The organism is Streptomyces sp. LaBMicrA B280, assembly GCF_049222185.1.
Classification (GTDB): domain Bacteria; phylum Actinomycetota; class Actinomycetes; order Streptomycetales; family Streptomycetaceae; genus Streptomyces; species Streptomyces murinus.
Map to the genome: position 1 here is coordinate 59,060 of NZ_JBMJCT010000023.1, position 25,838 is coordinate 84,897.

A 25,838-nucleotide genomic window follows, 5' to 3' on the forward strand; every position below is an offset into this window, starting at 1 on the left:
CCCCCGCCAAAGGGCTGCCGTCCTCGCCAAAACCCAGTGTCACGCCTCGTCACCCTCACGCATCGGCACCCGGACCCCTCGCTCCGCGGCGACGGACTCCGCGATGTCGTAGCCCGCGTCCACGTGCCGGATGACGCCCATGCCCGGGTCGTTGGTGAGCACCCGGCGGATCTTCTCGCCGCCGAGCTTGGTGCCGTCGGCGACGGTGACCTGTCCGGCGTGGATGGAGCGGCCCATGCCCACGCCGCCGCCGTGGTGGATGGAGACCCAGGACGCGCCCGAGGCCACGTTGACCATGGCGTTCAGCAGCGGCCAGTCGGCGATCGCGTCGGAGCCGTCGAGCATGGCCTCGGTCTCGCGGTAGGGCGAGGCGACGGAGCCGCAGTCGAGGTGGTCGCGGCCGATGGCGAGCGGCGCGGCCAGCTCACCGGAGGCCACCATGTCGTTGAAGCGCTCGCCCGCCTTGTCCCGCTCGCCGTAGCCGAGCCAGCAGATCCGCGCGGGCAGGCCCTGGAAGTGCACCCGCTCACCGGCCATCTTGATCCAGCGCGCCAGGGACTCGTTCTCCGGGAAGAGGTCGAGGAGCGCCCGGTCGGTCTTGGCGATGTCGGCCGGGTCGCCGGACAGCGCGGCCCAGCGGAAGGGGCCCTTGCCCTCGCAGAACAGGGGCCGGATGTAGGCGGGCACGAAGCCGGGGAAGGCGAACGCGCGGTCGTACCCGGCGAGCTGGGCCTCGCCGCGGATGGAGTTGCCGTAGTCGAAGACCTCGGCACCGGCGTCCATGAAGCCGACCATGGCCTCGACGTGCCTGGCCATCGACTCGCGCGCCCGCGTGGTGAACCCGGCCGGGTCCTTCGCGGCGGCGTCGGCCATGTCCTCGAAGGCGACGCCGACCGGCAGATAGGCCAGCGGGTCGTGGGCGGAGGTCTGGTCGGTGACGATGTCGATGGGGGCGTTCATCGCGAGCAGCTGCGGGAGCAGCTCGGCCGCGTTGCCGAGGACGCCGATGGACAGCGGGCGGCGGGCGTCGCGGGCCTCGGTCGCGAGCTGGAGGGCGTGGTCGAGGTTGTCGGCCCTGACGTCCAGGTAGCGGTGCTCGATGCGGCGGTCGATGGCGCGCGGGTCGCAGTCGATGCAGAGGGCGACGCCGTCGTTCATGGTGACGGCGAGCGGCTGGGCGCCGCCCATGCCGCCGAGGCCCGCGGTGAGGGTGATGGTCCCGGCGAGGGTGCCGTTGAACTTCTTCGCGGCGACGGCGGCGAAGGTCTCGTAGGTGCCCTGGAGGATGCCCTGGGTGCCGATGTAGATCCAGGACCCGGCGGTCATCTGGCCGTACATGGTCAGGCCGAGGGCCTCCAGGCGGCGGAACTCCTCCCAGTTGGCCCAGTCGCCGACCAGGTTGGAGTTGGCGATGAGGACACGCGGCGCCCACTCGTGGGTCTGCATGACGCCGACCGGGCGGCCGGACTGGACCAGCATGGTCTCGTCCTGCTTGAGGGTGCGCAGGGTGCGCACCATCGCGTCGAAGGAGCGCCAGTCACGGGCGGCCTTGCCGGTGCCGCCGTAGACGACGAGCTTGTCGGGGTGCTCGGCCACCTCGGGGTCGAGGTTGTTCTGGAGCATGCGCAGGGCGGCCTCCTGCTGCCAGCCCAGGGCGCTGAGTTCCGTGCCACGCGGTGCTCGTACGGGGCGGGGTCCCGACATCGTCTGCCTCCTGCTGTTGCTACGTCTATTCACATCCTGGCTGCATGAATAGAACTAGTCAATACATCGGGGCGGCCCCGTCCGCGCGTCCTGGGTGTTTGGCTGGAAGCAGCTGACGTCCGACAGGAGGGAATCACGGTGCACCACGAGGTCGAGGTCGAGGTCGGGGCCGAGGCGCGGGAGCGGTCCGGTCGCCGGGACGAGGCGGTGCGCGCGGCCGTGGAACAGGGCCTGCTGGGCCCGGACGCGGCGGTGGTGGGGCTGCTCGACGCGAGGGGCATCCGGGAGTCGGCGGCGGCGCTGCGGACGGCGTTCGAGGCGGTCCTCGCGCCCGGCACCCCGGTGCTGCACGCGTTCGCGGTGAAGGCGTGCCCGCTGGTGCCGGTGGTGCGGCTGCTGCACGAGGAGGGCATCGGCGCCGAGGTGGCGAGCCCGGGCGAGCTGGCGCTGGCGCGCGCGGCCGGCGTACCCGCGGCGCGCACCGTGCTGGACTCGCCCGCCAAGACCCCGGCGGAGCTGCGCGAGGCGCTGGCGCTGGGCATCGCCGTGAACGCGGACAACCCGCAGGAGCTGGACCGCCTGGACGCCCTGGTGCGGTCGGCACCGACCGGCTCCCCGCTCGGCATCCGGGTCAATCCGCAGATCGGCGGCGGCAGCATCGGGGCGACCTCGACGGCGACCGGGACCTCGAAGTTCGGGGTGGCGCTGCGCGACGAGGGGGCGCGCGAGTGGATCGTAGGGGCGTACGCGGAGCGGCCGTGGCTGACCCGGCTGCACGCGCACACCGGCTCGCAGGGCATTCCGCTGGAGCTGCTGGCGCGGGGCGTGGCGGAGACGTACGCGCTGGCGGAGGAGATCAACGCGCGGGTGGGGCGGCGGCAGATCGACACGCTCGACATCGGCGGCGGGCTGCCGGTGAACTTCGCGGGCGAGGCGACGGCGCCGACGTACGCGCGCTACGCGCGGCTGCTGGCCGAGCAGGTGCCGGGGCTGTGCGCGGGGCGGTACGGACTGGTGACCGAGTTCGGGCGGTCGCTGCTGGCCAAGCACGGCACGGTGGTGGCACGGGTGGAGTACGCCAAGCGCTCGGGCGGGCGGCGGATCGCGGTGACGCACGCGGGCGTGCAGGTGGCGACGCGGACGGTGTACGCGCCGGGGGCGTGGCCGCTGCGGATCGCCGCGTACGACGCGAAGGGGCGGCCTAAGCCGGGGCCCGAGGTGGTGCAGGACGTGGCGGGCCCGGCCTGCTTCTCGGGCGACCTGCTGGCCGAGGGGCGCGCGCTGCCCCCGCTGGAGCAGGGGGACTACGCGGCGGCGCTGGACACCGGCGCGTACTACTTCGCGCACCACTACGCCTACAACTCCCTGGCCCGGCCCGGGATCTACGGCTTCGGGCCGGACGGTGCGGGAGGCGTGGCCTTCGCCACCGTACGGGAGCCGCAGACGATCGCGGAGGTGGTGGCGGAGTCCGGGGGCGCGCACGCTTCGGCGCTCACCACCCTGCGTGCGCCCGGAAGCCGTTGACGCGCCCCCGCTTCACTCGAACAAATGGATCAACTCCGGTGACACACACGTCAGTTGCCCAACTCTAGTACGCCGGACGCATGTTCCACTGGAAAATGCCAAACGGCTCACCCCTCCCCCACACGTTGCGTAGTGTCAGGGTCACTCAGCCGGAGTCCCAGGCGGGAGGGGAGCCACGCGGTGCCCGGAATCGACGAGTGCCTGCTGGAAGCGATGCGATTGCCCGGTGCCCGGGGTGCCGCGCTGGTGGACTGGACGAGCGGCCTCGCGCTCGGCACGGTCGGGGAGGCGCCCGGCGGCGACCATGAGACGGCCGCCGCCGAGGCCGCCGAGCTGGCCCGACTGGCCGCGGAGCACGGCACGTTCACGGCCCAGAAGGCGGACCGGCCACCGGTGGAGGACGTGATCGTCAGCAACGCGGACAGCTACCACCTGCTGCGCTTCATCGACACCTCCTTCGACAGCAGCGTGTTCCTCCATCTGTGGCTGGGCCGCGAGGAGGGCAATCTCGCGCTCGCCCGGATCCGGCTCGGCGAGATGGCCGCCCGCCTGGTGCTGGGATGACCATGGTCCGTACGCCGCCGCCCCTGCCGGTGCGGGACCGGGCCGCCGCCCGCGCGCTGTCCCCGATGCTGAACCGGCTGGCCGAGGAACGGGCCACCGGTGTCCTGGTCCGCGAGCACGGCACCCTGCGCCTCGCCGAGGGCCGGGTGGTGCACGCCGAGAGCGCCCTCGCCCCGGGTCTCGACGTGCTCCTCACGGCCCACGGCACCCTGGCGACCGCCGCCTGGCAGCGGGCCGCCGCCGCGGCCGAGGGGCCGTTACGGGCGGCCGAACTCCTGCTGGAGTCCGGCCTGTTACCCGCCGGCGCGCTGGAGCTGTGCCATCTGGACGCGCTGTACGACGCCGGGTACTTCGCCCTGGCACCGAGCAGTACCCCGGGCCGCTTCCACTACGACGGCGCGCCCCGCACCGGCCCGCTGCCCTCGGTCCCGGTGGTCGCGCTGGAGCGCGAGACCCTGCGCCGCCGACTGCAACTGCACCGCCTGTGGCCCGACCCGGCCGCCGACACCGCGCCCCTGATCCGCGCGGACCCCCTCCCCCGCAAGGACACCGGGCCCAGGCCGTCCGCACCGGCGAGACCCGCCCGCCCCGCCCCCGTCACCCCCCGCCAACGCGCCGTCCTGGACCGCGTGGACGGCACCCGTACGGCCGCCGACATCGCCCGGGAGCTGGGCAGACAGGCGTTCCACACGCTGGTCGACGTGCGCAGGCTGGCGGCGGCCGGACACCTCAGACCCTTGGCGGCGGCCGGGCACCTCAGGCCCCCGGCACCCCTGGTGCCCCTGGTGCCCGCCCCCGCGGCGCCGCCCCCGACCGCACCGGAGCAGGCCCGGAACCTTCCCCCGCCGCTGCCCCCGGTCACCGACCCCGACATCGCGCTGCTGAAGAGGCTCAGGGATGCGCTGGAGGCCCTTTGAACGGCCACGCCCCGCCGAGAGGAGAGAGCTGATGGTGTCCGAGGACGACCTTCGCACCGTCCTGGAGGAGCTGCACCGGCTGCGCACCCGGGTGCCGCAGCTCACCGGCGCGCTCGCGGCCGGCGTCGACGGACTCGTCGTCGCCCATGACACGCCCGGCGTCGACCCCGACGGGCTCGCGGCGCTCACCGCGGCCGCGCTCGGCGTCTCCGTACGGGTCGCCGACGCCACCGGCAACGGCGGCCTGCGGGAACTGCTGGTGCGCGGCGAGCGCGGCTACGTCGCCACCTACGCCGCCGGACGCAGCGCCGTACTGACCCTGCTCGCGCAGGACCGGGTCAACGTCGGCCGACTGCATCTGGAGGGCCGTCGCTCCGGTGCCCGGATCGGCGAGGTCCTGGACGCCGCCGAGGCCGCGGCCGCCCGGAACCCGCCCGCACGCCAGACCACCGCGCCGCCGCGCGCCCGCGCCACGCGGACCCCGCGCACGACCACCGCACGTACCACAACCGACAGTTGAGAGGACCCGACATGGCCAACACCGAGACCGCCCTCAAAGAGGCGCTGACCTCGATCGAGGGCGCCACCGGCGTCGCGCTCGTCGACTACACCAGCGGGATGGCGCTGGGCACGATGGGCGGCGGCAAGACCTTCGACCTGAACGTGGCCGCCGCCGGCAACACCGATGTGATCCGCGCCAAGATGCGCACGATGGAGATGCTGGGCATCAAGAGCGAGATCGAGGACGTCCTCATCACGCTCACCGACCAGTACCACCTGATCCGCCTGCTCAAGGGGCGCGGCGGCAACGGCCTGTTCCTCTACCTGGTCCTGGACGCCGGCCGGGCCAACCTCGCCATGGCCCGCCACCAGCTCAAGCGGATCGAGGAGGACCTGGAGGTCTAGGTACTCCAGGCTCAGACCAGGGTCGCGGTACGGCGGCGGGTCCCGCCCGGGGCCGCGTCGCCGGCCGCGATGCCCGTACCGCGCAGTCCCCTGACCGCCTTGCCCGCGGGGCGCCCGCCGCGCGCGTCGAGCCAGTCGACCCGTACCCAGAGCAGGCTCTCCAGGGCCCGTTCGCGCCGCCCGAGCCAGCCGGCCTTCAGCCGCAGCCCGGTGCCGCACCCGGCCAGCAGCAGCCCGCCGGCCACCGGTACCGCGAAGGCGGACCCGAGCGCCAGCGCCCAGGCCCCCACCAGCCACCAGCGGTGTCCGCGGCGCCAGTTGCGCACGGTCACCGCGCGGTCCTGGAGCACGTCGTACTTGCCCGCGCGGCTCGCGCCCCGGGCGAGGGCGTCGTAACGGCGGCGCCGGGTCAGCGCCACCACCGCGGCGGCCACGACGAAGAGCGCGGCCCCGGCGAGCACCCCGATCCGGCGTCCCGTCCAGCCCTCGGGCACCGCGCCGACGCCCGCGGCGACCACCCCGAACCACCACAGCGGGGCGGCTCCCGCCCGTACGACGACGGCCACCCGGGCCAGTCCCCGGCCGCCGCGCTCCCTGCCTTCGCCACGCTCTCCGCGCGCCACGTCACCCTCCCGTGTCACGAGTCCCGCACTGCCTCTGTCTCTGCCTCTGTCCGGCGGGGACGTTAGCGGGCGAACGTGAGACAAACCTGAGAGGACCGGGACTCACTCCACGAAGAGCCCCCGGGCGGCGGCCTTCGCGTCGAACTCCTCCAGGCGGGCCTGCGCGTCCGGCAGATCGTCGCAGACCGCCTCCAGCAGCACCCGGCCCAGCAGCATCGGCGCGCACGCGGTGTCGAAGGCGAGGCCGGTGCCGACGGCGGCGGGCAGCAGCAGGTCGGAGTGTTTGGCGACGGGCGCGAACGCGGAGTCGGCGACGGTGACGACGGTCAGGCCGACGTCCTGGGCGTGGGCGAGGGTGTCGACCACCTCGCGCGGATGCCGGGGCAGCGCGAAGCAGAGCAGGGCGCTGGCGCCCGCGCGGACGGCCGCGTCGATGCGGTCCTGGATCATCGTGCCGCCCTCGTCGAGCAGCCGGACGTCCGGGTGGACCTTGGCGGCGAAGTACGCGAAGCCGTACGCCTGGGAGGCGGCGGCGCGCAGGCCGAGCACCGGCAGCGGGCGGGAGGCGGCGAGGATCCGCCCGGCCTGCTGCACCGGGCGCGGGTCGGCGAGCAGGTCCGCGAGGTGGCGCAGGTTCTCGATCTCGGCCTCGACGGCGAGCTGGTACTCGTTGTGCACGCCGTTCTCGGGGGCCGGTTCGGCGGGCACCACCTCGCGCAGGTGCCGGCGCAGCGCGGGGTAGCCGTCGAAGCCGAGGGCGACCGCGAACCGGGTCACCGACGGCTGGCTGACCCCGGCCAGTTCGGCCAGCTCCACGCTGGACAGGAAGGGCACGTCGGCGGCGCGCCGCACCATGCTGTGCGCGATACGGCGCTGGGTCGGCGTGAGCCGGTGACCCTCGAAGAGCGCCTGCAACCGGTTGGCCGGGCTGTCGGTCACGCTCATCACGTACTCCCCCTCGGTTGTCCTCGACGCCCCGGGAGAGTACAGCGCCGGGGCCGCGCCGAACACGGACCGATATTCAGACAAGGTTTCGCTGTATACCGTTATACAGCGCGGGGGCGGTCTGCCGCCTACCGCACCGCCGCACTCGCCGCCCGGCCCGTACGAGGTCTTCACACCCCTGCCGTCCCGCCGCACGTGCTGCCGACCGTGACCGAAGGTTCGTGCACATGGGGGCGCATCGCGGAGTCCGCATTGACACGTCTCTGTGGCGTGCGCCACAGGCAGAACGAGCCATGTTCACGGCCGTCACGCCGGCGCCGGACGGTCACGTGCTTCACACAGTTTTCACAGCAAACCCGCAGCCACGAGGCCTGAGCGGACCTGTGCGGAGTCTGAGACGGCAGCACCGTCCCCCAGGTCGCCTTCTCGCCACATGCCTCATAACGGCTTGGCTGGCATGTTCATTACTTGCCTAGGATGACCAAGCGCTCGGGGTCGAACGGATCACTTGCTCTCGGCGCGTGACGGGGGGGGGGAATTTCTGCGCGGCGGTCGCCGCGTTTCCCGAACCCCGTCTGCCCAAATCGGCATAAGGGGGAATCAATGCGTTTCAGGAAGGCCGGAACAGCCGCCGCTGCGCTGGCGGCCATCGGCTCGGCTGTTCTGTACGGGGCCGGGCCGGCCTCTGCGGATGTAGTCGGCACGAAGTACGTCAGCACCAACTGCATCGACAGCACATGCGATGGCGGCCTCTACGTCAATTACCACTCGGTCGCCACCAGCGGAAGCGGAAATCCGTCGGGCAGCTTTGCTGATTTCTACGGGAATCTGTACAGCCACGATTACATCGACTCGCCCACCACCGGCACGAACGCGTTCATCCGCTACTACTTCATCTTCGACAAGAGCATGGGTGACGGGGGCGGCCTGAGCGTGAAGAACAACGCCGCCTCAGCCGACAACTGCTCGACGGTCGACGGGTACCGCATCTACTACAACACCGGTTACGCGGGGCACTCGCAGTTCATCTCGCACGTCTACGGCTGCTCCGGCAGTTGGAACCTCGACAGCACCCTGAAGAACAACAATGCCTCTTCTCACTACGCGTAGCGCCAGCTGGGCGCATCGGCTCGCGGCTCTTGCCGCGGCCGGTGCGGCCGCCGCCCTCCTGTCGTCCTGCACGCCCTCGCCCGCCCCGTCAGGCCATTCCGGCACCTCGACGCCCGGCGGCGCCTCCATCGCAACTGGCGCCGACACATCAAAATGGCCCAAAGCGGTCGCGGATTCAGGCCTTGTCAAGGGCCTTACGCTTCCGTTGCAGCAATACATGCAGACCTATCAGGACTCGGTTGTGATCGAGCGGGCCGGCCGAAGCCTGGAGACGGAATGCATGACACGCTATGGCTTTACGGTCACTTTCCCGCCGGCGGGCGTCAATCCTCCACCGAATGCGGATGATTCGAACATGCCGCGCCGATACGGACTCAGCGACCCTGCGGCCGCGGCCAGGTACGGATACGAACTCCCGCCGGACACCACAAAGCACCCGCAGGCACCAAAACTCTCTGCCGCTGCGGTCGCCGTGCTGACCGGACGCAAGGGACTGACTCCGAGGGCCGCGAAGGCGCCGTCCTCCTACCGGGGCCAGAAAGTCCCCGAGGGGGGATGCCAGCAGGAGGCGTTCGACAAGATCGGTGCACGCATCGACTTCACCTTGGTCTCCCATCTCGATCACGACAGTCTGGTGAAGTCACAGGAAGAGCCACGCGTGCGGAAGGCCATAAAGACGTGGTCTACCTGTATGAAGACGGAAGGCTACGCGGTCGCCGATCCGTACACCGCGTTCGATCTCGTACCCAGGGACGACAGCGGCGCTGTGTCGCAAAGAGAGATCGCGATGGCCACAGCGGACGTCGAATGCAAGAAGAAGACGGACCTGATCGCCATCTGGTACGGCGTCGATGCCAGTATTCAGAAGCAGCAGGTGGAACAGAATCAGCTCGCCCTGCAGCAGCTGAAGGAGAAGAACACCAGAGCGGTCAAGGCTGCTGAGGCGGCACTCCGTGGCTGATGTCCTGCACACCACACAGGAGACAGAGGACAAGGCATCCGGCGGTGCCACAGGAGCGACCAGGCACCGCCGTGTCCTCGGCGCAGCGGTGGTCACAGCGGTCGCCGTGTCGGGGTTGGGTCTTGGAGCGTCCCAAGTCATCAAGTCACCGGCCCAAGCCGCGGCGGACACGGCGCCGCCGCCACCCAGTGTGATGACCACTGGTGTGGAGCAGCGAGTGTTGCGGGATTCGGTGATCGTCCGCGGAACGGTGAACGCCTCGCAGAGTGTGGCGGTCGCCCCTTCCGGGTCCGGCAGCGCGGGGACCGGGTCTCCGGTGGTCACCAAGGTGAACGTGAAACTAGGCGATACCTTCCGTTCAGGGCGTGTGCTGATGGAGGTATCCGGCCGCCCCGTGATCGTATTGAAGGGAGCGCTGCCCGTATACCGGGACCTGAAGCCGGGCGCGGACGGGGAGGACGTCGCGCAGCTTCAGCAGGCCCTGAATGGCATAGGCTGCTCCGTGGGCGGTGACCACAGGGGCTACTTCGGGGCCGGTACGAAGGCCGCTCTGGCGGACCTGTACCGAAGCGTCGGCTATGACCCGCTGCCTGCGGATCCGGGCAGCGGCGATTCGGTGGCGAGTGCTCAGGACGCCGTCACCGACGCCCGCAGGCACCTTCAGGATGTGTCCGCCCGTCAGGGTGCCGCTGCCACCAGCGAGAAAGGCAAGGCCGGCGACCGGCCTTTGGAAATCAGCCGCGCCCGTGAGGACTTGGCACGAGCCGACAAGAAACTCGCCCAGGCCAAGGCCGTGAGCGGCCCGATGCTACCGGCTTCCGAAGTCGTGTACCTGAAGAGCTTTCCGGCTCGTGTCGACGATGTCAGCTCCGCGGTCGGCAGCCAGGTCTCAGGAAGCGCGATGACCGTCTCGGCGGGCCAGCTCGTCGTGAAGGGGTTCCTCTCCCGCCAGCAGCACACTCTGGTCCGTCCCGGCCAGCGGGTACACATATTGTCCGAACTCGATGGCACGACGGCCGAGGCCACCGTACGGACCGTTGCGAACGCCGTTACGCGTGCCCAGACCGGCCAGGGCGGTCAAGGAGAGCCTCCTGGTGCCGACGGCAGTTCCTCCCCCGGCTACGCCGTGACCGTGGTACCGGACAGGGCGCTCCCCGCTTCGCTGGCCGGTCAGGATGTTCGACTGACCATCGAGGCGGCCTCCACCGAGAACAAGGTCCTGGTAGTGCCCGTGACCGCGATATCCGCGGGCGTCGACGGCAACACGGCGGTGACGGTCGTCGGTCATGGCGGTGTGCAGCGGCGAGTCCCGGTGACCACCGGGGCGTCCGGTGACGGATATGTGGAGATCCGTCCCGTGACAGGAATGCGTGTGGCCGCAGGCGACCGGGTGGTCACCGGCACGAGCACGCAGGAGACCCCATGACGCCACCAGTGATCGAACTGCGTCAGACCGCGCTCACCTACCCGGGACCGCCTCCGGTGATCGCGCTCCGCCCGTGTGATCTGGAAGTCCGGCAGGGAGAGTTCGTCACGGTCGTGGGGCCGTCCGGCTCCGGAAAGTCGACGTTCTTGAACATCGTCGGCCTGCTGGACTTTCCCACCGAGGGCCGCTACCTGCTCGACGGGTTCGACACCGGACGGCTGAAGGACGGTGCTCGCTCGGCGCTGCGGGGCCGACGCATCGGCTTCGTCTTCCAGGCCTTCCACCTCTTGCCTCACCGCACCGCTTTGGAAAACGTCCAGCTCGCACTCGTCTACCAGCGCATCCCTCGGAAGGAGCGCGCTGCCCGGGCGCGCGAGGCACTGGCAGCTGTCGGCCTCGGACACCGCGTCAATGCCCTGCCGACCACACTGTCAGGCGGCGAGCGGCAGCGCGTGGCCATCGCCCGCGCCCTGGCTGGGAAGCCTTCGCTCCTGCTGTGCGACGAGCCCACCGGTAACCTCGACACCGCCACCGCCGATCAAGTTCTTGATCTCCTTGAGGAGTTGAACGCGCGCGGGGTGACTCTCGTCGTCATCACCCATGATCTCGCCGTGGCTGCCCGAGGTACGAGAACCCTGCGTATACGGGACGGCGTGCTGACCGAGTCCGCCGACCAGGCGGTGCTGTCGTGATACGCATCGCCTCCTGGGGCCTGTGGTCCCGCTTCGGTCGCGGCAAGGACGAACGGTCACAGGACCGGTCGCGCTTCCACTGGCGTGATGTGCTGTCCGAGTCGACTGCGGGAGTTGTCCAGCGTCCCGCGCGCGCCACGTTGACCGCCCTGGGCACGGTGCTCGGTGTCGGATCCTTCGTTGCCGTACTCGGCCTGACCGCCACAGCGGCGTCACAGATCGACAGCCGGTTCAGCAGGCTCACCGCGACCGAGGTCACCGTGCACGATGTCGCCCGCGAGCACACTGACTTCGTACCGCTCGCGTTCCCCGATGACGCCGACCAGAAGGTCGAGCACCTCAACGGGGTCCAGCATGCCGGCGTGCTGTGGCCGGTGCAGCTGGACAAGGGGCAGCAGGTTGCCTCAGCGCCCGTGGTGAGCACCGGTGCGGGCAGCCAGATCCAGGTGATGGCCGCGTCCTCCGGGGCGGTGCGGGCAGCCGATCCCGTGCTGCAACAGGGGCGGTTGTTCAACCGCTGGCATGACCGCACCCGGCAAAAGGTCGCCTTGCTCGGTGTCGGCATGGCCAAACAGCTGGGGATCAGCACGCTGGAGACCCAGCCCGCGATCTTCATCGGCGACGAGACATTCACCGTGATCGGCATCGTCAGCGATGTCCGCCGCAGAGCGGACCTGCTGCTGGCCGTCATCGTTCCCCGCAGTACGGCACAGGTCTTGTGGGGACCGCCCAAGGACGGGGCGGACATGCTTATCTCCACCCGAATCGGCGCCGCCCAGCAGGTCGCCCGTGAGGCCCCTGTGGCCCTGCGCCCTGATCACCCCGAATACTTGCAGGCCGTGCCGCCCCCTGACCCAAGGAGCCTGCGCAGCGGAGTGAACCAGGACCTCAGCCAACTGTTCCTGCTGCTCGCTGCCGTCTGCCTGTTCATCGGCGCGGTCGGTATCGCCAACACCACTCTGGTGGCCGTCATGGAACGCACCGGTGAGATCGGTCTGAGGCGTGCCCTCGGCGCACAAGGCCGGCACATCCTCGGCCAGTTCCTCATGGAGTCGGGAATGCTCGGCGCGCTCGGCGGCCTGATCGGAACCTCACTCGGGGTTCTCGCGGTCGTTGCCGTCTCGACCGCCCGCGACTGGACCCCGGTCATCCAACCGGTCACGGTCTTCGCCGCCCCAGTGATCGGCCTGGCCACCGGACTGCTGGCTGGGCTTTATCCGGCCTGGCGCGCCGCACGGGTCCAGCCGGTCGCCGCCCTCCGCCGTTAACGCCTGCCGCCCTGACTCTAGGAATGTGGATGCACTTCAACCGCAAAGCGACCGCCCTGGCCATCACGGTCGTACTCCTGGCCGGCGGCGCTGCGTACTATGCCGTCCACGCGTCCCACAGGGCCGACGCCACACCCGCCGACGGAGACGTCGCAGAAACAGCACACGCGTTCCTGGCCGACTGGCAAGCAGGAGACCTGGACAAGGCCGCCAGGCTGACCACTCGCCCTACTCAGGCCCGAAAGGAACTGAGCGACTTCCGGGACCAGACCGGGGTCACATCCGTGAAGCTGTCCGCCGCCCACGTGGACAGTGCCAGCGTCGCCTTCCGCACCACGGCCCATATCGACTACCTCGGTACCAAGGCGACGTGGTCGTACACCTCCCACCTCACAGTCGTCAACGATCCGGCCGAGCACGAGCCACGCGTCTCCTGGCACAGCAACGTGATCCATCCTGATCTCCCGGACGGCGGCGGCTACACCCTCCAGCCATTCGCGGCACAGAGCACGCCCACAGTCACCGACCAGCACGGCGTGCCGCTCACCAGCCGTGAGCACCCAGGACTCGAACAGATTCTCAACCAACTCCGCGACCGCTATTCCGCGTCAACCGGAGAAGAGATGAAGATCCGCCTGTCATCCGCGGGTGACAGCGGCGGCGGACGCGTCATCGCGACCGTGCGCCAGGGAAAGACCGGCCGGCTTCGCACCGAACTGGACGCAGGCGTACAGAAGGCCGTCGACAGGGCGGCCACCAAGCGACCCGGTGTCTCCGTGGTCGTCATCCGTCCCAGCACAGGCGATGTGCTGGCTGCTTACACCACCGGAACGGACTTCGACCCCGCTCTGGAAGGAGTACAGGCACCCGGCCAAGCGTTCGAACTCGTCACCGCAGCGGCCTTGTTGGAACACCATAAAGTCACGACTCGTTCCGCGGTCGGCTGTCCCGCAAGCTCGACCGTCGACGGCACCGCCTTCACCAACCCCGATGGCCGGCAAGCCACTGACGCGTCGTTCGCCGAGGTGTTCGCACATACCTGCGACACCGGTTTCGCCCGTCTCGCCGACAGGCTCTCCGGGCAGGACCTCTCCTCCGAAGCCCGAGAGGTGTTCGGTCTTGGCCAGGACTGGCAGACCGGTGTCACCACCGCCGACGGAGCCGTACCCGTTCTGGACGGCGCGGACAAGGCTGCCGCCGCCATCGGCCGTGGTGAAATCCGCCTCAACACACTGAACCTCGCCTCCCTCACCGCCACCGTCCAGAGCGGATCCTTCCGGCAGCCCTTGTTCGTCGATCCGAAGATCAGCGGCAAGGCACCGGCGCTGGCCCACCGCACTCTGCCCGACGGTGTCGCCGGCGACATGCGTGCGCTGATGCGTGCATACGCCACTGCCACCGGGGCGAAAGGCGCTGCGTTCGGCGGAGTCGCCGACCAGTTCGCCGACAGCGACCAGCCCATCATCGGCTGGTTCACCGCCTTCCAGGGCGATTTGGCTGTCGCCGCCACCGTTCCGGAGCAGGCACACCAGCCGGAGACCGCCGAATCCGTCGTCCGCGCGATCCTCGACGCCACTGGCTGAGTCTCCCCGAAGAACGCCCCGCCCGGACTTGCGGATCCGCCTCAGGGCCGTAGGCGGGCCGATTCGTGCCCACATGGGCACGGGAACCTCAACGAGAAGCGGGAAGAACCCCTCTTGAGACCCAGAAACCGAATACGCGCACGCTGGGCCGCTCTGGTGACCTGTACTGCGCTGACCGGCACCCTCATACAAACCACGACCGCCTTAGCGGCGCCGCCCTCCAAGAGCGAGCAGAGCCACGGCAGTCCGGGACCGACCGGGCGGATCGCGGACCCCGACAAGAAACTCGGCACGGGCTGGAAAACCAGCAAGGACCGCGCCGTGACCGCGGCCGCGGACAGCACCGGGCTGAGGATCCTCGTGGCCGACAGCGGCAGGGCGTACGCCTGGAAAACGGTTGCGAGCCTGAGCGAGCCGGGCATGCCGGCGGACTCCTGGATCGGCAACCAGTGCGTCATCGACCACGACCACGCCGCAGTCGTCTACGCACCGCGCACCTTCACCAACAAGCCGGACCTCATGCAGGGCGGGGCGTTCACGGCGATCGTGAACCTTGGCACCGGTCAGGTGACCAAGCTGCCGTTCACCGCATCGCTGGCATACTTCGACCCCTCCTGCAACCCGCGAACACACACTGCCGCGTTCACCGCGTTTCGTGACATGAACGACCCGGCTGCGACCCGGACCCGCGTCGTGACCGTGAACACCGCCGGCAAAACGCTGAGCGAGCCGACATCCAAGGGCGAGATCACCAGCGCTGTACCGGTCGACGACGGTGCTGTCGGTGCCCTCGGGCCCCACCTGATCCATCTCGACCGCAAGGGCCATGTCAAGGACCTGCTCACGGCCGGTGGCGTGCCCTTCGACATCCACCCGGTCGATGACGGGAAGGTCGCCTTCGTCGAACGCGACGGCAGCAAGCGCGCCCGTGCCCGCGTATGGAGCAAGAAGGGCGAGGCCACTGTCGTCGCCAGCGGCAGACTCGGCGATCTCGACCTGGCACGGGGCGGCTCCTCTCAGGTGTTCCTCGCCGGTCATCCCTCCGGCGCCGTGCACACCTCAGGCAGCGGCATCACCCGGATCGACGCTCCGGTGGACACGGACATCTCCAGCCTCGGCCGGCTCGCCGTCAACCCCGTCCTCAGCCAAGGGCTGCGCGCGGGCGTCGACCGCATCAAGAACGCCGGAAAGGGCTTCACAAAAACCGAGCCCGAGGCGCGAGGGACAGAGCAGGCACCGGGCATGCTGAACGCCGCCCCGGCCCTGACAGTGACCTCCACCGCCACGAGCACCGGCACGAAGCTCGACCAGACAGTGCCGTCCACTCTGCCCACGGCAGGCAACCAGCTGTCTCCCGCCCTCGCTTCGGTCCCCAAGGCGCGGGCGGCAGCGGGCACCGTCGCGGGCACGCACAGCCCGTTGACACGGGCCACGGCGGCCAACGTGTCGCACGACCCGACCGATCCCGACCGCTGGTGCTCCGTCTCCCGCAATGACGTCAATGCGCAGGCATTGCAGCCGACGCCGAACCAGGTCGAGTGGGCCGTCGACATGGCCATTCGCGGTGACCTGCACGCCAGCTACCTCAACCAGGGCGGCTACCGGAACCAGACCGGGATGGGCACGATCGACCCGCAGGGCCTGTTCAAGGCACCCACGCTGACCGGACCGGCAAATGCGCGTATCCCGGCCAATGTAATGCTCGGCATCATGGCTCAGGAGTCCAACCTGTGGCAGGCCGAATCCGGTTCCATTCCGGGCCAGATGGGCAGTCCCTTGGCCGCGGTCGACGGCTACTACGGGCATCAGATCGACCCTGGTAGCCCGGACTCGTACTGGAACATCAACTGGGACAAGTCCGACTGCGGGTACGGCGTCGGACAGGTCACCGACGGCATGCGCCTGGCCGGGCACGAGAAGCCCGGAGAGACGGGCCTTTCGCCCACTCTGCAGAAGGCCGTCGCCATCGACTACGCGACCAACATCGCCGCCTCGTTGAAGATCCTGGCCGACAAGTGGAACGAAGTGCACACGGCTGGCCAGAAAATCACCGTAAACAACGACGACCCCGCCTACGTGGAGAACTGGTTCACCGCGGTCTGGAACTACAACCTCGGCTTCAACCCGCCCTCCGATTCCTCGCAGCACGGCGGGCACTGGGGGCTTGGCTGGTACAACAACCCGGCTAACCCCATCTACAAGAACAGCTGGGGCCACCCCTTCATGGACACCGATGTGGACGGCACCGATGCCAACCATGACGCCGCCCACCCCCAGGACTGGCCGTATGAAGAGAAGGTGATGGGCTGGGCTGCCTGGTCCATCGACACGGGCTATTCCTACGCCACGTCCGGCCGCCAGGACTGGCCCAACGAGTCCGGCTTCTCTTCGGCCGGCTTCCGGCCGGCCTGGTGGAACACCACGGCCGTGCGCAGCCAGGTCTCACCGCCGCTGACCGCTTTCTGCAACAGCGACAACAACTGTGACCCCGCCACTCCGCCCAACTGCGGCACCGAGGAGTGCTATACGCAGTTCTGGTTCAACAAACCCAACACCGCGTGGAAGACGAACTGTGCCACCGAGTGCGGTCACGAGCTGATCAAGTACCAGACGCTGATCCCGGAGCCAGGGCGTGGATACCGCCTCAAGAACGGTACGCCCCTGTGTTCCGGTGAGCCGACGGGTGCACATGTGGTCGCCTCGGTTCCCAATGGAACCGAGACATGGAGCGATTGCGGACAGGCAATTTCCTCCGGCAGTTTCCAGTTCACTTTCTATCCGAGTACCACGGGCCTCCACTATGAGGCGAAAGCCGATCTGCACCAGGTCGGCGGCGGCTTCGGCGGTCACTTCTGGTACACCCACACTCGTAACGAGAGTCATCTCGGCGGCCCGGGCGGGCTGATGGACATCGACGGCACCTGGACGCTCGGCGAGCAAATGGACCTGGCCCAGGTGTGGGTGCACGTGCCGGACACCGGGGCACAGACCACACGGGCGCATTACGTCGTCAACGGCGCTTCCGGCGGCCCCTACAGCCGGTACGTCAATCAGAACGCCAACAGCGGCAAGTGGGTGTCGTTGGGCGCCTACAAGTTCACCGGCACCCCCAGTGTCAGTCTGTCGAACTACACGCCCGACGGAAGTGCCGACAAGGACATCGCCTTCGGCGCCGTCGCCTTTCAGCCTGTCACCGGCACGTTCGTCCGTCGTACCCTGACCGCAGCTGCGATCTTCGACCCGAACCAGGAGCTCAACCAGAATTTCCCGGTGTCCACCGAGTTCGACACCCCCCTGCGATCGATGAAGTCGCTGTACGAGTGGGCCCTGGGGCTCGCCGCGGGAGGCCATCTGTGGGACAACGACGACCCGTCAGTACGCACAGAAGGGCTCACCTCCTGGAATCCCTGCACGGATCGGGTGGACGAGAACTGCACCGGCCGGCAGACCTACGACGCGGCCAATCAGTGGGCTGAGGACATCAAGGCCGGCGGCTATACGCCGAACGCCGACGGCTCGGCACCTTCCATGTCGATTCCGGTATGGATGGGCATGTCAAACCTGCGGCCCGACCCGTCGCTTCCCGCGAGCGAAGCGTACAAGAGCGACAACAGCTATAAGATCAAGAGCGACATCGTCGTCACGTTCGTCACCGACGGCAGCGGAAAGATCATCCCGGGCAGTGAAGGTGCGAACTACACGGCTCGTGTGGGCAACGCCCATCTCCCCTACTTCGTGACCAGCATCATGAAGGGAATCGAAGCCGACTACGGCATCCCGAAGCCGTACATCGACTACACCACCCAGGACGCCCTTGAGTACGGCAACGTCCTCACCTCTCACCCGTATACGGACGGAGACACGCCCGGACAGGCATTTTTCCCGCACTTCCGAGACGCACACCTGAACACAGATCACACGTGCGTGGATGTCCGGGCTGTCGGCGGCGGTGTACACGGCTACCGGGCCATGGTCGGCAACAACTACATCAACGACAATGTCAAGGCCTGGGTCGACAAGATCAACTCCAGTCCTGACACCAACTACGCCGTGCGTAAGTTCGCAGGAGACATCTACTCGATGTTCTTCAAGAATTCCGGCGACTGGAACAACAACATGTGGGGCACCATGATCGGCAACGCCCCGCCGATCTGGCAGGACATCGCAGCCGCGTTCTGCGCTGACGGCACCGTCAAGCCGAACCACCTTCAGGACGACCGGGACGCCACTCCCACCAACGGCATCGTCTATCAGAGCTACATGCCGGACCTCTATCTGTACGTTGACGATAGAATGACCGATAACCTCGGTCATCCCTCGAACGCCAGAATCAGGGGCGGAGACTGGAGAGACTTCTCGAACCTTCCCATACCTGGCGAATCAGGCAACGCCTACGGCTCCTGCGACGCTTCAGGGCGAGGAAGCGGAGGGAACCCCTGGGGTGTGCAACCGCCGGTTCCCCTCTATGGTGACGGCCCCGGCAACCGCCCCACAAGCGTCATTCACTGCGACGACTCGGGCACGAAGTTCACTGATAACCTGACGCCCTGACGTCGGATCATTCAATACCCGAGGGTCGTTTCCAACAGGATTCGGCCCTCGGGTCACAGCATGGAGAGACTGAATGGGATCAGGGTTCACATTCATATTCATCCCGCTCTTCTTCTACATAACACTAGCCGTGCTGCTGTGCGTAAAAATAGCGAACAACAACTCCTGGAAGATGGGATTACTGTTCGCCACATGCCTCATCTTCCTGCCCGCCGGCGTCCTCACTCTCGCCGGCATGTACGAAGCCGGCGCTCTATAGCGGGGGATCGAGTCGATGAAGTTCGTCATCATCACCCTGACCGTCGCGTTCCTGTGCACGGCATATTTATGGCCGATCGTCCCACTGATCATCTATCCGCTGAACCGGCGACGCGGATTTCTGGCAGCCCTCTACTGTTGCGCCGTGGGTGTCTTTTTTGGGATCGGTCCGCACTACTCGCATTTCAACATCGGGGCGTTCTACGAAGCGGCCGTATTCACTTCGGCCGCCCGATTGATCGCCGAATCCGCGGGATTGCTGGAGAAGCCTCGCCGAGCGTGGCTGAAGAGGCACCCGAGATCGGCGGAGTCGTAGGGCGAACGCGGACGCACCGGGAAGACCCCGGTGCGCGGCGCGTTCTCGGAGGGCCCGACCGTCCCGGGGTGCCTCACCGGGCTCCGGGGCGGGACGAGGGGAAGGCGTGCTTGCGGGCGGCGATGACGACGACCAGCACCGGGGCCATGAGTGCGAGGACGCTCCAGGGGAAGGACTCGGGGCCCAGCGCGTCCAGCAGGATGCCGCCCGCCGCGCCGCCGCCGGCCATGGACGAGTTCCAGGTGGTGACCAGCAGGGCCTGCCCCCGGTCGCCGCCCGCGTCGGTGACCGCGGTCTGCAGCAGGGTGGTGACGCCTCCCCAGCCCAGGCCCCACAGCACCATGGCCGCGTAGACCACGACCACATGGTCGGCCAGCACACCCAGCAGGACGGCGGCGACCAGGAAGAGCGCGCTGCTGACGACGGTCAGCCCGCGCAGTCGGCGGTCGACCAGGGCGCCGGTGATCCAGATGCTCACCACGGACGCGATGCCGAAGACGAGCAGCACGTTGTCGCGGGAGCCGCCCATGTGGTGCGCGTCGAGGAAGGCGGCGATGTAGGTGTAGAGGATGTTGTGGGCCAGTACGTAGGCCGCGACCACGAACAGGACGGCCACCACGCCCGGGAGGGACAGCGCCTTCAGGACGGGCTCGCGGACTCCGGGCCGCCGCCCCGGGGCGTCCGGGACCGACACCGCGATCCAGCCCAGCAGCGCCGCGGAGACCACCGCCACGAGGCCGAAGGCCAGGCGCCAGCCGAAGAGCCCGCCGATGAAGGTGCCGAGCGGGATGCCCAGCGACAGGGCGAGCGGGACGCCCGCCATGGTGATGGCGATGGCCCTGCCCCGCAGGTGCGGGGGCGCCAGGCGCCGCGCGTAGCCGACGAGTTCGGCCCAGACCGCGGCCGCGGCGACACCGGCGAGGAGCCGGAACGCCATCGTCAGCGGGTAGTCGGAGGAGAGGGCGGTGACCAGGTTGGCGGTCGCGATCGTCGCCACGGCGAGCAGCAGCAGCCTCTTGCGCCGCCAGGCCGCCGTGGCGAGGGACAGGGGGATGGCCGCGACGCCGGTGGCGATGGCGTAGACCGTCAGCGCCTGACCCGTCGCGGACTCGCTCACCGACAGGCCACGGGCCATCTCGGGGAGCACGCCCGCCGGGAGCGCCTCGGTCAGGATGGCCACGAAGGCCGCCGTGGCCAGAGCCAGCAGGGGGGAAAGGGGAAGCTTCCGATCGTCTGCCGCGGGAGCGGAAGCGCTCGGCAGCTCTGTCTGTGAGGTCGACATGGCGGTATCCTCAAACCCTCACATTGATGTGAATGTCAAGCTCCCGCGAACCGAGGTGCGTCAACATGCGGATCGGTGAACTGTCCGAGCGGACCGGAACCCCTCGTCGGCTGCTGCGCTACTACGAGGAGCAGGGCCTGCTCGCCGCCGACCGCGCGCCGAACGGCTACCGGGACTATCCCGAAGGCTGTGTGAACCGGGTACTTCAGATCAGGGGGCTTCTCGACTCCGGCCTGCCGACGCGGATCATCAAGCAGATCCTGCCGTGCATCAACGACCCCCGGGCCATCCATGTCTCGGACGCGACACCGGAGACGATCGCCACCCTGGAGACCGAGCGGCAGCGCATGACCGACCGGATCGAGTGCCTGCTGCGCAGCCGGGAGGCGATCTCCCACTACGTCGAGGCCGTGCGGGCGAACCAGACGCGGGACGCGGCAGCGGTTTGCCACGGCGACGCCCGTCAAGAGGCGGTATCCGGGCGGCGATGATCCGGCGCGTAAACGACCAAGTGTCGTTAAATCGCCACCCTGAGTGATGGTTCGCGTGCCTACGGTGAACACTACTGGCACGAACACCGAGGAAGCGTCATGGCCACCCCCCACCGGGCCTTACGGACGCCGACCGCGCCCGCTCCCCGTCCGCCCTGTCCTCCCTTCCCCTCGCTCGTCCCCCCACCCGGCGCGGACGAGCCACGGCCCACCGCGGCCGCCGTCCTGGACGAACTCCTCGCCGGCAACGCCCGCTGCACCGGTGGCCTCCCCCGGCAGCCGTACGTCCGTCCCACCGGGCGGCGGCCGTGCGCGGTGGTCATCGGCTGTGTGGACGCGCCCGTACCGCCGGAGCTGGTCCTGGACCAGCCGCTCGGGGAGCTGCTGTGCATCCGTACCGCCGGGCTGGTCCTGGACGAGGCCGTGCTCGGGTCGGTGCAGTACGGCGTGCAGGAACTCGGCGCGCCGCTCGTGCTGGTCCTCGGACACGAGCGGTGCGCCGCGGTGGCCGCCACGCTGGAGCGGCTGCGCACCGGGGCACCGGTGCCGGGCCATCTGGAGCTGCTGGTGGAGGAGATCGCCCCCGCCGCCCGCCGCACCCGGAACCGGCCCGGCGACTGGGCGGAGCACACTCTGCGGGCCCAGACCACCTGGGTACGGGACGCGATCCGGGCCGACCCCGCGTTCGGGGCGGCCCGGGTGGTGGCCGCACGGGTGGGCGCGGGCTCGGGGCTGGTGTCGCTGCTGCCCTGAGGCCACTCCGAGCCCTCCCTGAGTCCGCCCTGAGGGGTTCGCACCACCTCAAGAGGGGGGCTTTCCCCAGTGCGGTGGGGGCCCGGCGTTTTCTAGGGTGAGGGCATGAGCGCACGTGACCCGCAGGACGTCGGACTCAAGGGCGACGCCGAGCTGCGGAAGGACCTCGACGCGACCGTCCGGGCCCGCCGGGACCTGGGGGACGACTATGACTCCGCCCTGATCGAATCCTTCCTGGAGAAGGTCGAGCAGCGGCTCGACGGCGCGGTGGACCGGCGAGTGCGGCGGCAGGTGGCCGAGCAGCAGATGGCCGCTGCGCGCGGCACCGCCGGGCGCCGGAACCCGGTGGACTCCTGGGGCGAGCGGTACGGCTTCGCCCTGCTCACCCTGGTCCTCGCCGTCCCGCTGTCCGCGATCGCCGGTGCCCTCGCCGGACTCGCCGGAATGGTGGCCACCTGGATCGGGATCGTCGGGGTCAACGCGACCCAGGCGATACGCCAGCACCCCGAACTGCTGTCGGGGCGGCGCCGCTCCGGCGGTGACGACTGAGGTCCCGGGCCGCGGGAGAGATTCGCGCGGGGACCGCCGCACCCCCGTTGCCGGGGGGCGGGACGACGGCGGTCCCCGCGGGGGATGCGGGCCGGGTCAGGGCCGGGCCGCGCATCCTTGGCGTCCATGGAGGTCCGGGAGCCGCTCCGGAAGTCCGTGACGCCGACACCCCCTAATCTGCCGGACGCGTGTTAAGAGGGTGCTGCGTGCACGTGACACCCTCGTACCACTTGCGCGGCGATTCGAACGGCCCCGGTCACCACGAGTTCGCCGAGGTCAGGGGCGCGCGGGCGAGTCGGCCGAGGCTGCCGCCCCTCAGATCGGCAGGTCCCAGCCGGGGCCGTCCTCGGTGGCGAGCCAGACCCGCTGACCGGCAGCCGAGACGGTGATTCCGAATCCCTCCTGACGAGGTTCACCGGCGGCCTGCCAGAGCCGTATGGCCTGCTCGACCCGGTCCCACAGCCGGACGGGCCCGCGCTGTACGACGGTCCACCCGCCGTCGGGACCAGGGGCCGTCCGGGCCTGTGAACCGGTGGACACGTCCCAGAGGATCTGCTCCGGTCCCGCTCCCATGCGTTCGGCCGAGGGCGCCGCGAGCTGTGCGACCCAGCCGCCGGTCCAGTCGTCGCGCTTCGTGGGGTCGATCCGGCTCGGGCGCTCGTCCCCCGGCGACAGGACCAGCGTCGGACGGGGCGGCCGGTCGTGCGGCCGGGCGATCATGAAGCTGGTGCAGCCGGGCAGGAACCGGCCCGTGGCCTCCCCGGGGCCGGTCACGTCCAGCAGTGCGAGGGCGTTGGCGTAACTCCATCCGGACAACGTGACCAGGATCTTTCCACCGGGCTTCACCTGGTGCAGCCACGACAGCGGGATGTACCGGACCGCACACGTGGCGATCAGCCGGTCGTACCGGCCCCCGTTCGGATCGCCGCGCAGCCCGTCACCGATGATCAGCCGGGGCGCGAAGCCGGCCGCCTTGAGAGCGGCGGCAGCGGCCCCGCCGACCACCGGGTCGTACTCGACGCTGGTGAGGTCGGCGTCCCCGAGCCGGTGTGCTCCGAGGGCGGTCGAGTAACCGGTTCCAGTGCCGATCTCCAGCACCCGGTGACCGGTCTCGGCGCCGAGTCGCCGCCACATGCGCAACACCAGCGAAGGCAAGGTGGACGACGATGACGGGGAACCTGTCACGGCTCCCTCGGTCATGTCGTCGGGCCTGATGCGACCGTCCAGCTGGGTGATCAGCGTCTCGTCGGAGTAGACCCCCTCCAGCCATCCGGGCTCGCCCTCTCGCACGGGGCGGTAGCCGGTGGGGACGGTGCCCGCGACCGGCCTGAAGTAGGACCTCGTGAACAGCTCGCGGGGAACCGTTTGTACGGCGCTTCGCCACTCGGGTTCCACGGACGGAGCGTCCTCGATGAGCCTGGCCGCCAGGGCGGCGCGGAGCTGACTCGCTGTGCTCATGTGTCGGGACCTTTCTCCAGCTGGTCGGCGAGGGCATGGGCGATCGCCGTGGTGGTCTCCGCGGGCTGCCACGCCCACTGGCCGTTCGGTCGGAGTTCGGTGAAGTAGGCGGCGACCGGTGTCCACGTCATCAGATCCTGCCGGTGACGCCGGTCGAGGTCGGGGCTGTCGGTCCGGACGCCGAGCAGTCGGCCGCCCACGACGGTCACCCGCGCATCTCGGCTTCGTGCACCTTCCGGACCCACACGCCGTGTGGCTGGCCGTCCACGCGGTAGGGCGTGTTTCACACCGGCTTGTAGACCACGCCGCCGGGTTGGCGGGTGGCGAACATCCTGGCCTCGTCAGGGTCGTTGGTGTTCACCGCGGTGGGCACCAGGAACCCACAGCGCCTGTTGAGCCGCGAACCGGCGGTCCTGGTCGCCCAATCCCTGCGGTCCCTCGTAAGGCGAGGGCCCCCGCACCCATACGGACCGGACCTGGCAGGTGTCGAGTTCCCTGCTTGCCGTGCACAGGGTGCCCCGCTGACCGCTCGTACGGTACGTCAGCAAGGGGTCGGTCAGCACCGGTACCGGCCTGTTGTCACCCGTCAGTCGGAACTCTCGTCCTGGTCGTACGACTCGGTGCTGTCCACGTCAGTCGCACCGCCCGGTCCGGAGCCGTCACCGGGGGTGGTCGTGGTGGGCGGTGTCTGTGTCATCGGTGCTGCGTCTCCGTTTCCTGGCTCACAGGGTGAGTCGGTCGGCGGCTTCCTGGATGGCCGGGTCCTCGGGGTCGGCGTACTGCCAGTCGCACCGGCCGGGGTGTCCCGTGAAGAGGGTGCAGCCCGGGGCCAGCGGGTTCGGCCTGTTCATGCAGCACGCGATGTCCTCGAACCACTGCTCGGCCGCCCCGTCGCGCCAGCACACGAAGACATCGGAGTCCGGGGCTGCGCTCGCGCCGGTGCGGAGGAATGCCGCGTGATGGTCGTGCGGAACGTCTTCGAGCAGGCACCGCAGCGAGCGGGACGCCGCCCAGTCGATGTCCGCTCGCGGGGACGGGATCTGCGTCGCGAGAGCGAGGACGGCGTCGTCCAGGGCGGTCGTGGCCTTGCATCGGAACATCGTGGGCTCCCGGGCGCGGTTGCGGTGAAGGTCGGTCAGGTGGCGGGACGCCGGTCCCACCGCTGGTTGCACTGGTGGATGTAGGTCCGTACGAACGCGCAGCAGTCCTCGCAGGCGTAGGCCGGCGCGCGCTGTCCGTCGTGCTCGACCGGACCGATCCAGAGGACGTACTTGGTGTGGCGGCACAGGAGGCAGAAGCCTCGTGTCAAAGGCCGGGCCCTCATGGGCGGTTGCTGTTGCGGTGCCTCGGGCATCGGCACGGCGGCCAAGCGCTGGAGAACTCGGGCCGCTTGAGGGGGGTCACCTCGTGCTCCTTCCGCACCACGTGCCGGTTCCCCTGGCGGTCCAGCCGGTACACCGCGAGGGTCATCGTCAAACCTTGATCACCCTGGCCCTGACGCCGGCCTCGACCGTCAGAATCAGCTCCTCCACGTGGTCCAGCCCCAGGCCGTTGCGGAAGGCCAGGCGCGGTCCCCACGCCGTCTGGATGACGTCCACGTCGACCAGCCAACCGGCCTCGCTGAAGGCGCATTTCAGCCTCGCCAGCACGTCCTCCGGGCTCAGCCCGCACTCCCCGGATCTCACCGGAGCGCCCATCGGCAACTCGGAGGGGTACCGCTGCCGCAGCACCAGTCCGTCGAGCAGCAGGCAGAGCAGGGCACGTCCCTGCCGTACGTTGCAGTCACCCAGTCGGATGACGAAATCCCGGCCATCGTTCGGGGCCAACCTTGCGTGGAACTGGGGGAGTTTGATGGCCGCGTCGTTCAAAACCGCAGCCAGAGAGTTGGTGATCTCCGCGACCTCGATGGCCATGCTGGTGTGGGGGTGCATCGCCCAGCCTTTCTCAACCACTCCTC

General features: G+C 69.3%; 26 protein-coding genes. 17 read left to right on the forward strand and 9 right to left on the reverse strand.

Annotated features, from left to right (window positions below; all coding sequences use genetic code 11):
- Window positions 1–39: 39 nt before the first annotated feature.
- The gene (gene hutU, locus ACLF5H_RS21610) at window positions 40–1,704 is read right to left on the reverse strand and encodes a urocanate hydratase (protein WP_421677658.1); all 1,665 of its coding nucleotides are present in this window, start codon (window positions 1,702–1,704) and stop codon (window positions 40–42) included.
- Between the two features lie 138 nt (window positions 1,705–1,842).
- Here hutU and ACLF5H_RS21615 point away from each other — a divergent pair, with 138 nt between their 5' ends.
- The 5 genes from ACLF5H_RS21615 (at window position 1,843) to ACLF5H_RS21635 (ending at window position 5,615) form a co-directional block, all read left to right on the forward strand.
- The gene (locus ACLF5H_RS21615; RefSeq protein ID WP_421677659.1) at window positions 1,843–3,228 is read left to right on the forward strand and encodes a diaminopimelate decarboxylase; all 1,386 of its coding nucleotides are present in this window, start codon (window positions 1,843–1,845) and stop codon (window positions 3,226–3,228) included.
- 180 nt (window positions 3,229–3,408) lie between these two features.
- Window positions 3,409–3,792 carry a hypothetical protein gene (locus ACLF5H_RS21620; RefSeq protein WP_421677660.1) on the forward strand — a complete coding sequence of 128 codons (384 nt, stop codon included), beginning with the start codon at window positions 3,409–3,411 and terminating at the stop codon, window positions 3,790–3,792.
- The gene (locus tag ACLF5H_RS21625) at window positions 3,789–4,709 is read left to right on the forward strand and encodes a transcriptional regulator (RefSeq protein WP_421677661.1); all 921 of its coding nucleotides are present in this window, start codon (window positions 3,789–3,791) and stop codon (window positions 4,707–4,709) included. Before ACLF5H_RS21620 ends, ACLF5H_RS21625 begins: the two co-directional genes overlap by 4 nt.
- Window positions 4,710–4,740: 31 nt before the next feature.
- On the forward strand, window positions 4,741–5,229 hold the full coding sequence (locus tag ACLF5H_RS21630; protein WP_421677662.1) for a roadblock/LC7 domain-containing protein: 489 nt from the start codon (window positions 4,741–4,743) through the stop codon (window positions 5,227–5,229).
- A gap of 11 nt (window positions 5,230–5,240) precedes the next feature.
- Window positions 5,241–5,615: a hypothetical protein gene (locus ACLF5H_RS21635; RefSeq protein ID WP_421677663.1), complete on the forward strand. Its 375-nt coding sequence runs from the start codon at window positions 5,241–5,243 to the stop codon at window positions 5,613–5,615.
- Between the two features lie 11 nt (window positions 5,616–5,626).
- Here ACLF5H_RS21635 and ACLF5H_RS21640 read toward each other — a convergent pair whose 3' ends face one another.
- Both ACLF5H_RS21640 and ACLF5H_RS21645 read right to left on the reverse strand, forming a co-directional pair.
- Window positions 5,627–6,181, reverse strand: a complete 555-nt coding sequence (locus ACLF5H_RS21640; RefSeq protein WP_421677703.1) for a hypothetical protein — start codon at window positions 6,179–6,181, stop codon at window positions 5,627–5,629.
- Window positions 6,182–6,340: 159 nt separating this feature from the next.
- A complete protein-coding gene (locus ACLF5H_RS21645) occupies window positions 6,341–7,183 on the reverse strand; it encodes a MurR/RpiR family transcriptional regulator (RefSeq protein WP_172427541.1) in 843 nt (280 codons plus the stop codon).
- 603 nt (window positions 7,184–7,786) lie between these two features.
- Between ACLF5H_RS21645 and ACLF5H_RS21650 the strand changes: the two genes are divergently transcribed.
- The 9 genes from ACLF5H_RS21650 (at window position 7,787) to ACLF5H_RS21690 (ending at window position 19,348) form a co-directional block, all read left to right on the forward strand.
- Complete coding sequence (locus tag ACLF5H_RS21650; protein ID WP_421677664.1) at window positions 7,787–8,293, forward strand: hypothetical protein; 507 nt, start codon at window positions 7,787–7,789, stop codon at window positions 8,291–8,293.
- Between the two features lie 217 nt (window positions 8,294–8,510).
- Window positions 8,511–9,254 (forward strand): hypothetical protein, encoded by a 744-nt coding sequence (locus tag ACLF5H_RS21655; RefSeq protein ID WP_421677665.1) that lies wholly within the window; start codon window positions 8,511–8,513, stop codon window positions 9,252–9,254.
- A gap of 316 nt (window positions 9,255–9,570) precedes the next feature.
- Window positions 9,571–10,680, forward strand: coding sequence for a peptidoglycan-binding protein (locus ACLF5H_RS21660; RefSeq protein ID WP_421677666.1), 1,110 nt, complete (start codon window positions 9,571–9,573; stop codon window positions 10,678–10,680).
- Window positions 10,677–11,372: an ABC transporter ATP-binding protein gene (locus ACLF5H_RS21665; RefSeq protein ID WP_125211238.1), complete on the forward strand. Its 696-nt coding sequence runs from the start codon at window positions 10,677–10,679 to the stop codon at window positions 11,370–11,372. Before ACLF5H_RS21660 ends, ACLF5H_RS21665 begins: the two co-directional genes overlap by 4 nt.
- Before the next feature lie 20 nt (window positions 11,373–11,392).
- On the forward strand, window positions 11,393–12,640 hold the full coding sequence (locus ACLF5H_RS21670; protein WP_421677704.1) for an ABC transporter permease: 1,248 nt from the start codon (window positions 11,393–11,395) through the stop codon (window positions 12,638–12,640).
- A 29-nt stretch (window positions 12,641–12,669) separates the two neighbouring features.
- Window positions 12,670–14,223: a penicillin-binding transpeptidase domain-containing protein gene (locus tag ACLF5H_RS21675; protein WP_421677667.1), complete on the forward strand. Its 1,554-nt coding sequence runs from the start codon at window positions 12,670–12,672 to the stop codon at window positions 14,221–14,223.
- Window positions 14,224–14,379: 156 nt separating this feature from the next.
- Window positions 14,380–18,774: a hypothetical protein gene (locus ACLF5H_RS21680; protein ID WP_421677668.1), complete on the forward strand. Its 4,395-nt coding sequence runs from the start codon at window positions 14,380–14,382 to the stop codon at window positions 18,772–18,774.
- A 73-nt stretch (window positions 18,775–18,847) separates the two neighbouring features.
- Window positions 18,848–19,033, forward strand: coding sequence for a hypothetical protein (locus tag ACLF5H_RS21685; RefSeq protein WP_125215031.1), 186 nt, complete (start codon window positions 18,848–18,850; stop codon window positions 19,031–19,033).
- Window positions 19,034–19,048: 15 nt separating this feature from the next.
- On the forward strand, window positions 19,049–19,348 hold the full coding sequence (locus ACLF5H_RS21690) for a hypothetical protein (RefSeq protein WP_125211235.1): 300 nt from the start codon (window positions 19,049–19,051) through the stop codon (window positions 19,346–19,348).
- Between the two features lie 73 nt (window positions 19,349–19,421).
- On the opposite strand, the gene ACLF5H_RS21695 is transcribed toward ACLF5H_RS21690, so the two are convergent.
- On the reverse strand, window positions 19,422–20,630 hold the full coding sequence (locus tag ACLF5H_RS21695) for an MFS transporter (protein ID WP_421677669.1): 1,209 nt from the start codon (window positions 20,628–20,630) through the stop codon (window positions 19,422–19,424).
- 65 nt (window positions 20,631–20,695) lie between these two features.
- Between ACLF5H_RS21695 and ACLF5H_RS21700 the strand changes: the two genes are divergently transcribed.
- From ACLF5H_RS21700 to ACLF5H_RS21710, 3 genes are all read left to right on the forward strand, one after another.
- On the forward strand, window positions 20,696–21,121 hold the full coding sequence (locus tag ACLF5H_RS21700; RefSeq protein WP_421677670.1) for a MerR family transcriptional regulator: 426 nt from the start codon (window positions 20,696–20,698) through the stop codon (window positions 21,119–21,121).
- Between the two features lie 99 nt (window positions 21,122–21,220).
- On the forward strand, window positions 21,221–21,874 hold the full coding sequence (locus ACLF5H_RS21705) for a carbonic anhydrase (RefSeq protein ID WP_421677671.1): 654 nt from the start codon (window positions 21,221–21,223) through the stop codon (window positions 21,872–21,874).
- Between the two features lie 105 nt (window positions 21,875–21,979).
- Window positions 21,980–22,423 carry a hypothetical protein gene (locus tag ACLF5H_RS21710; RefSeq protein WP_421677672.1) on the forward strand — a complete coding sequence of 148 codons (444 nt, stop codon included), beginning with the start codon at window positions 21,980–21,982 and terminating at the stop codon, window positions 22,421–22,423.
- A gap of 315 nt (window positions 22,424–22,738) precedes the next feature.
- Here the strand turns inward: ACLF5H_RS21710 and tgmC are convergent, their stop codons facing one another.
- The 5 genes from tgmC to ACLF5H_RS21735 all read right to left on the reverse strand — a co-directional run bounded on the left by tgmC (window position 22,739) and on the right by ACLF5H_RS21735 (window position 25,794).
- Complete coding sequence (gene tgmC / locus ACLF5H_RS21715; protein ID WP_421677673.1) at window positions 22,739–23,881, reverse strand: ATP-grasp peptide maturase system methyltransferase; 1,143 nt, start codon at window positions 23,879–23,881, stop codon at window positions 22,739–22,741.
- Complete coding sequence (locus tag ACLF5H_RS21720) at window positions 23,878–24,090, reverse strand: hypothetical protein (RefSeq protein ID WP_421677674.1); 213 nt, start codon at window positions 24,088–24,090, stop codon at window positions 23,878–23,880. Before ACLF5H_RS21720 ends, tgmC begins: the two co-directional genes overlap by 4 nt.
- A gap of 513 nt (window positions 24,091–24,603) precedes the next feature.
- Window positions 24,604–24,981 carry a hypothetical protein gene (locus tag ACLF5H_RS21725; RefSeq protein ID WP_421677675.1) on the reverse strand — a complete coding sequence of 126 codons (378 nt, stop codon included), beginning with the start codon at window positions 24,979–24,981 and terminating at the stop codon, window positions 24,604–24,606.
- Window positions 24,982–25,016: 35 nt separating this feature from the next.
- On the reverse strand, window positions 25,017–25,190 hold the full coding sequence (locus ACLF5H_RS21730) for a hypothetical protein (protein WP_421677676.1): 174 nt from the start codon (window positions 25,188–25,190) through the stop codon (window positions 25,017–25,019).
- A 163-nt stretch (window positions 25,191–25,353) separates the two neighbouring features.
- Complete coding sequence (locus ACLF5H_RS21735; RefSeq protein ID WP_421677677.1) at window positions 25,354–25,794, reverse strand: hypothetical protein; 441 nt, start codon at window positions 25,792–25,794, stop codon at window positions 25,354–25,356.
- Window positions 25,795–25,838 lie beyond the last annotated feature (44 nt).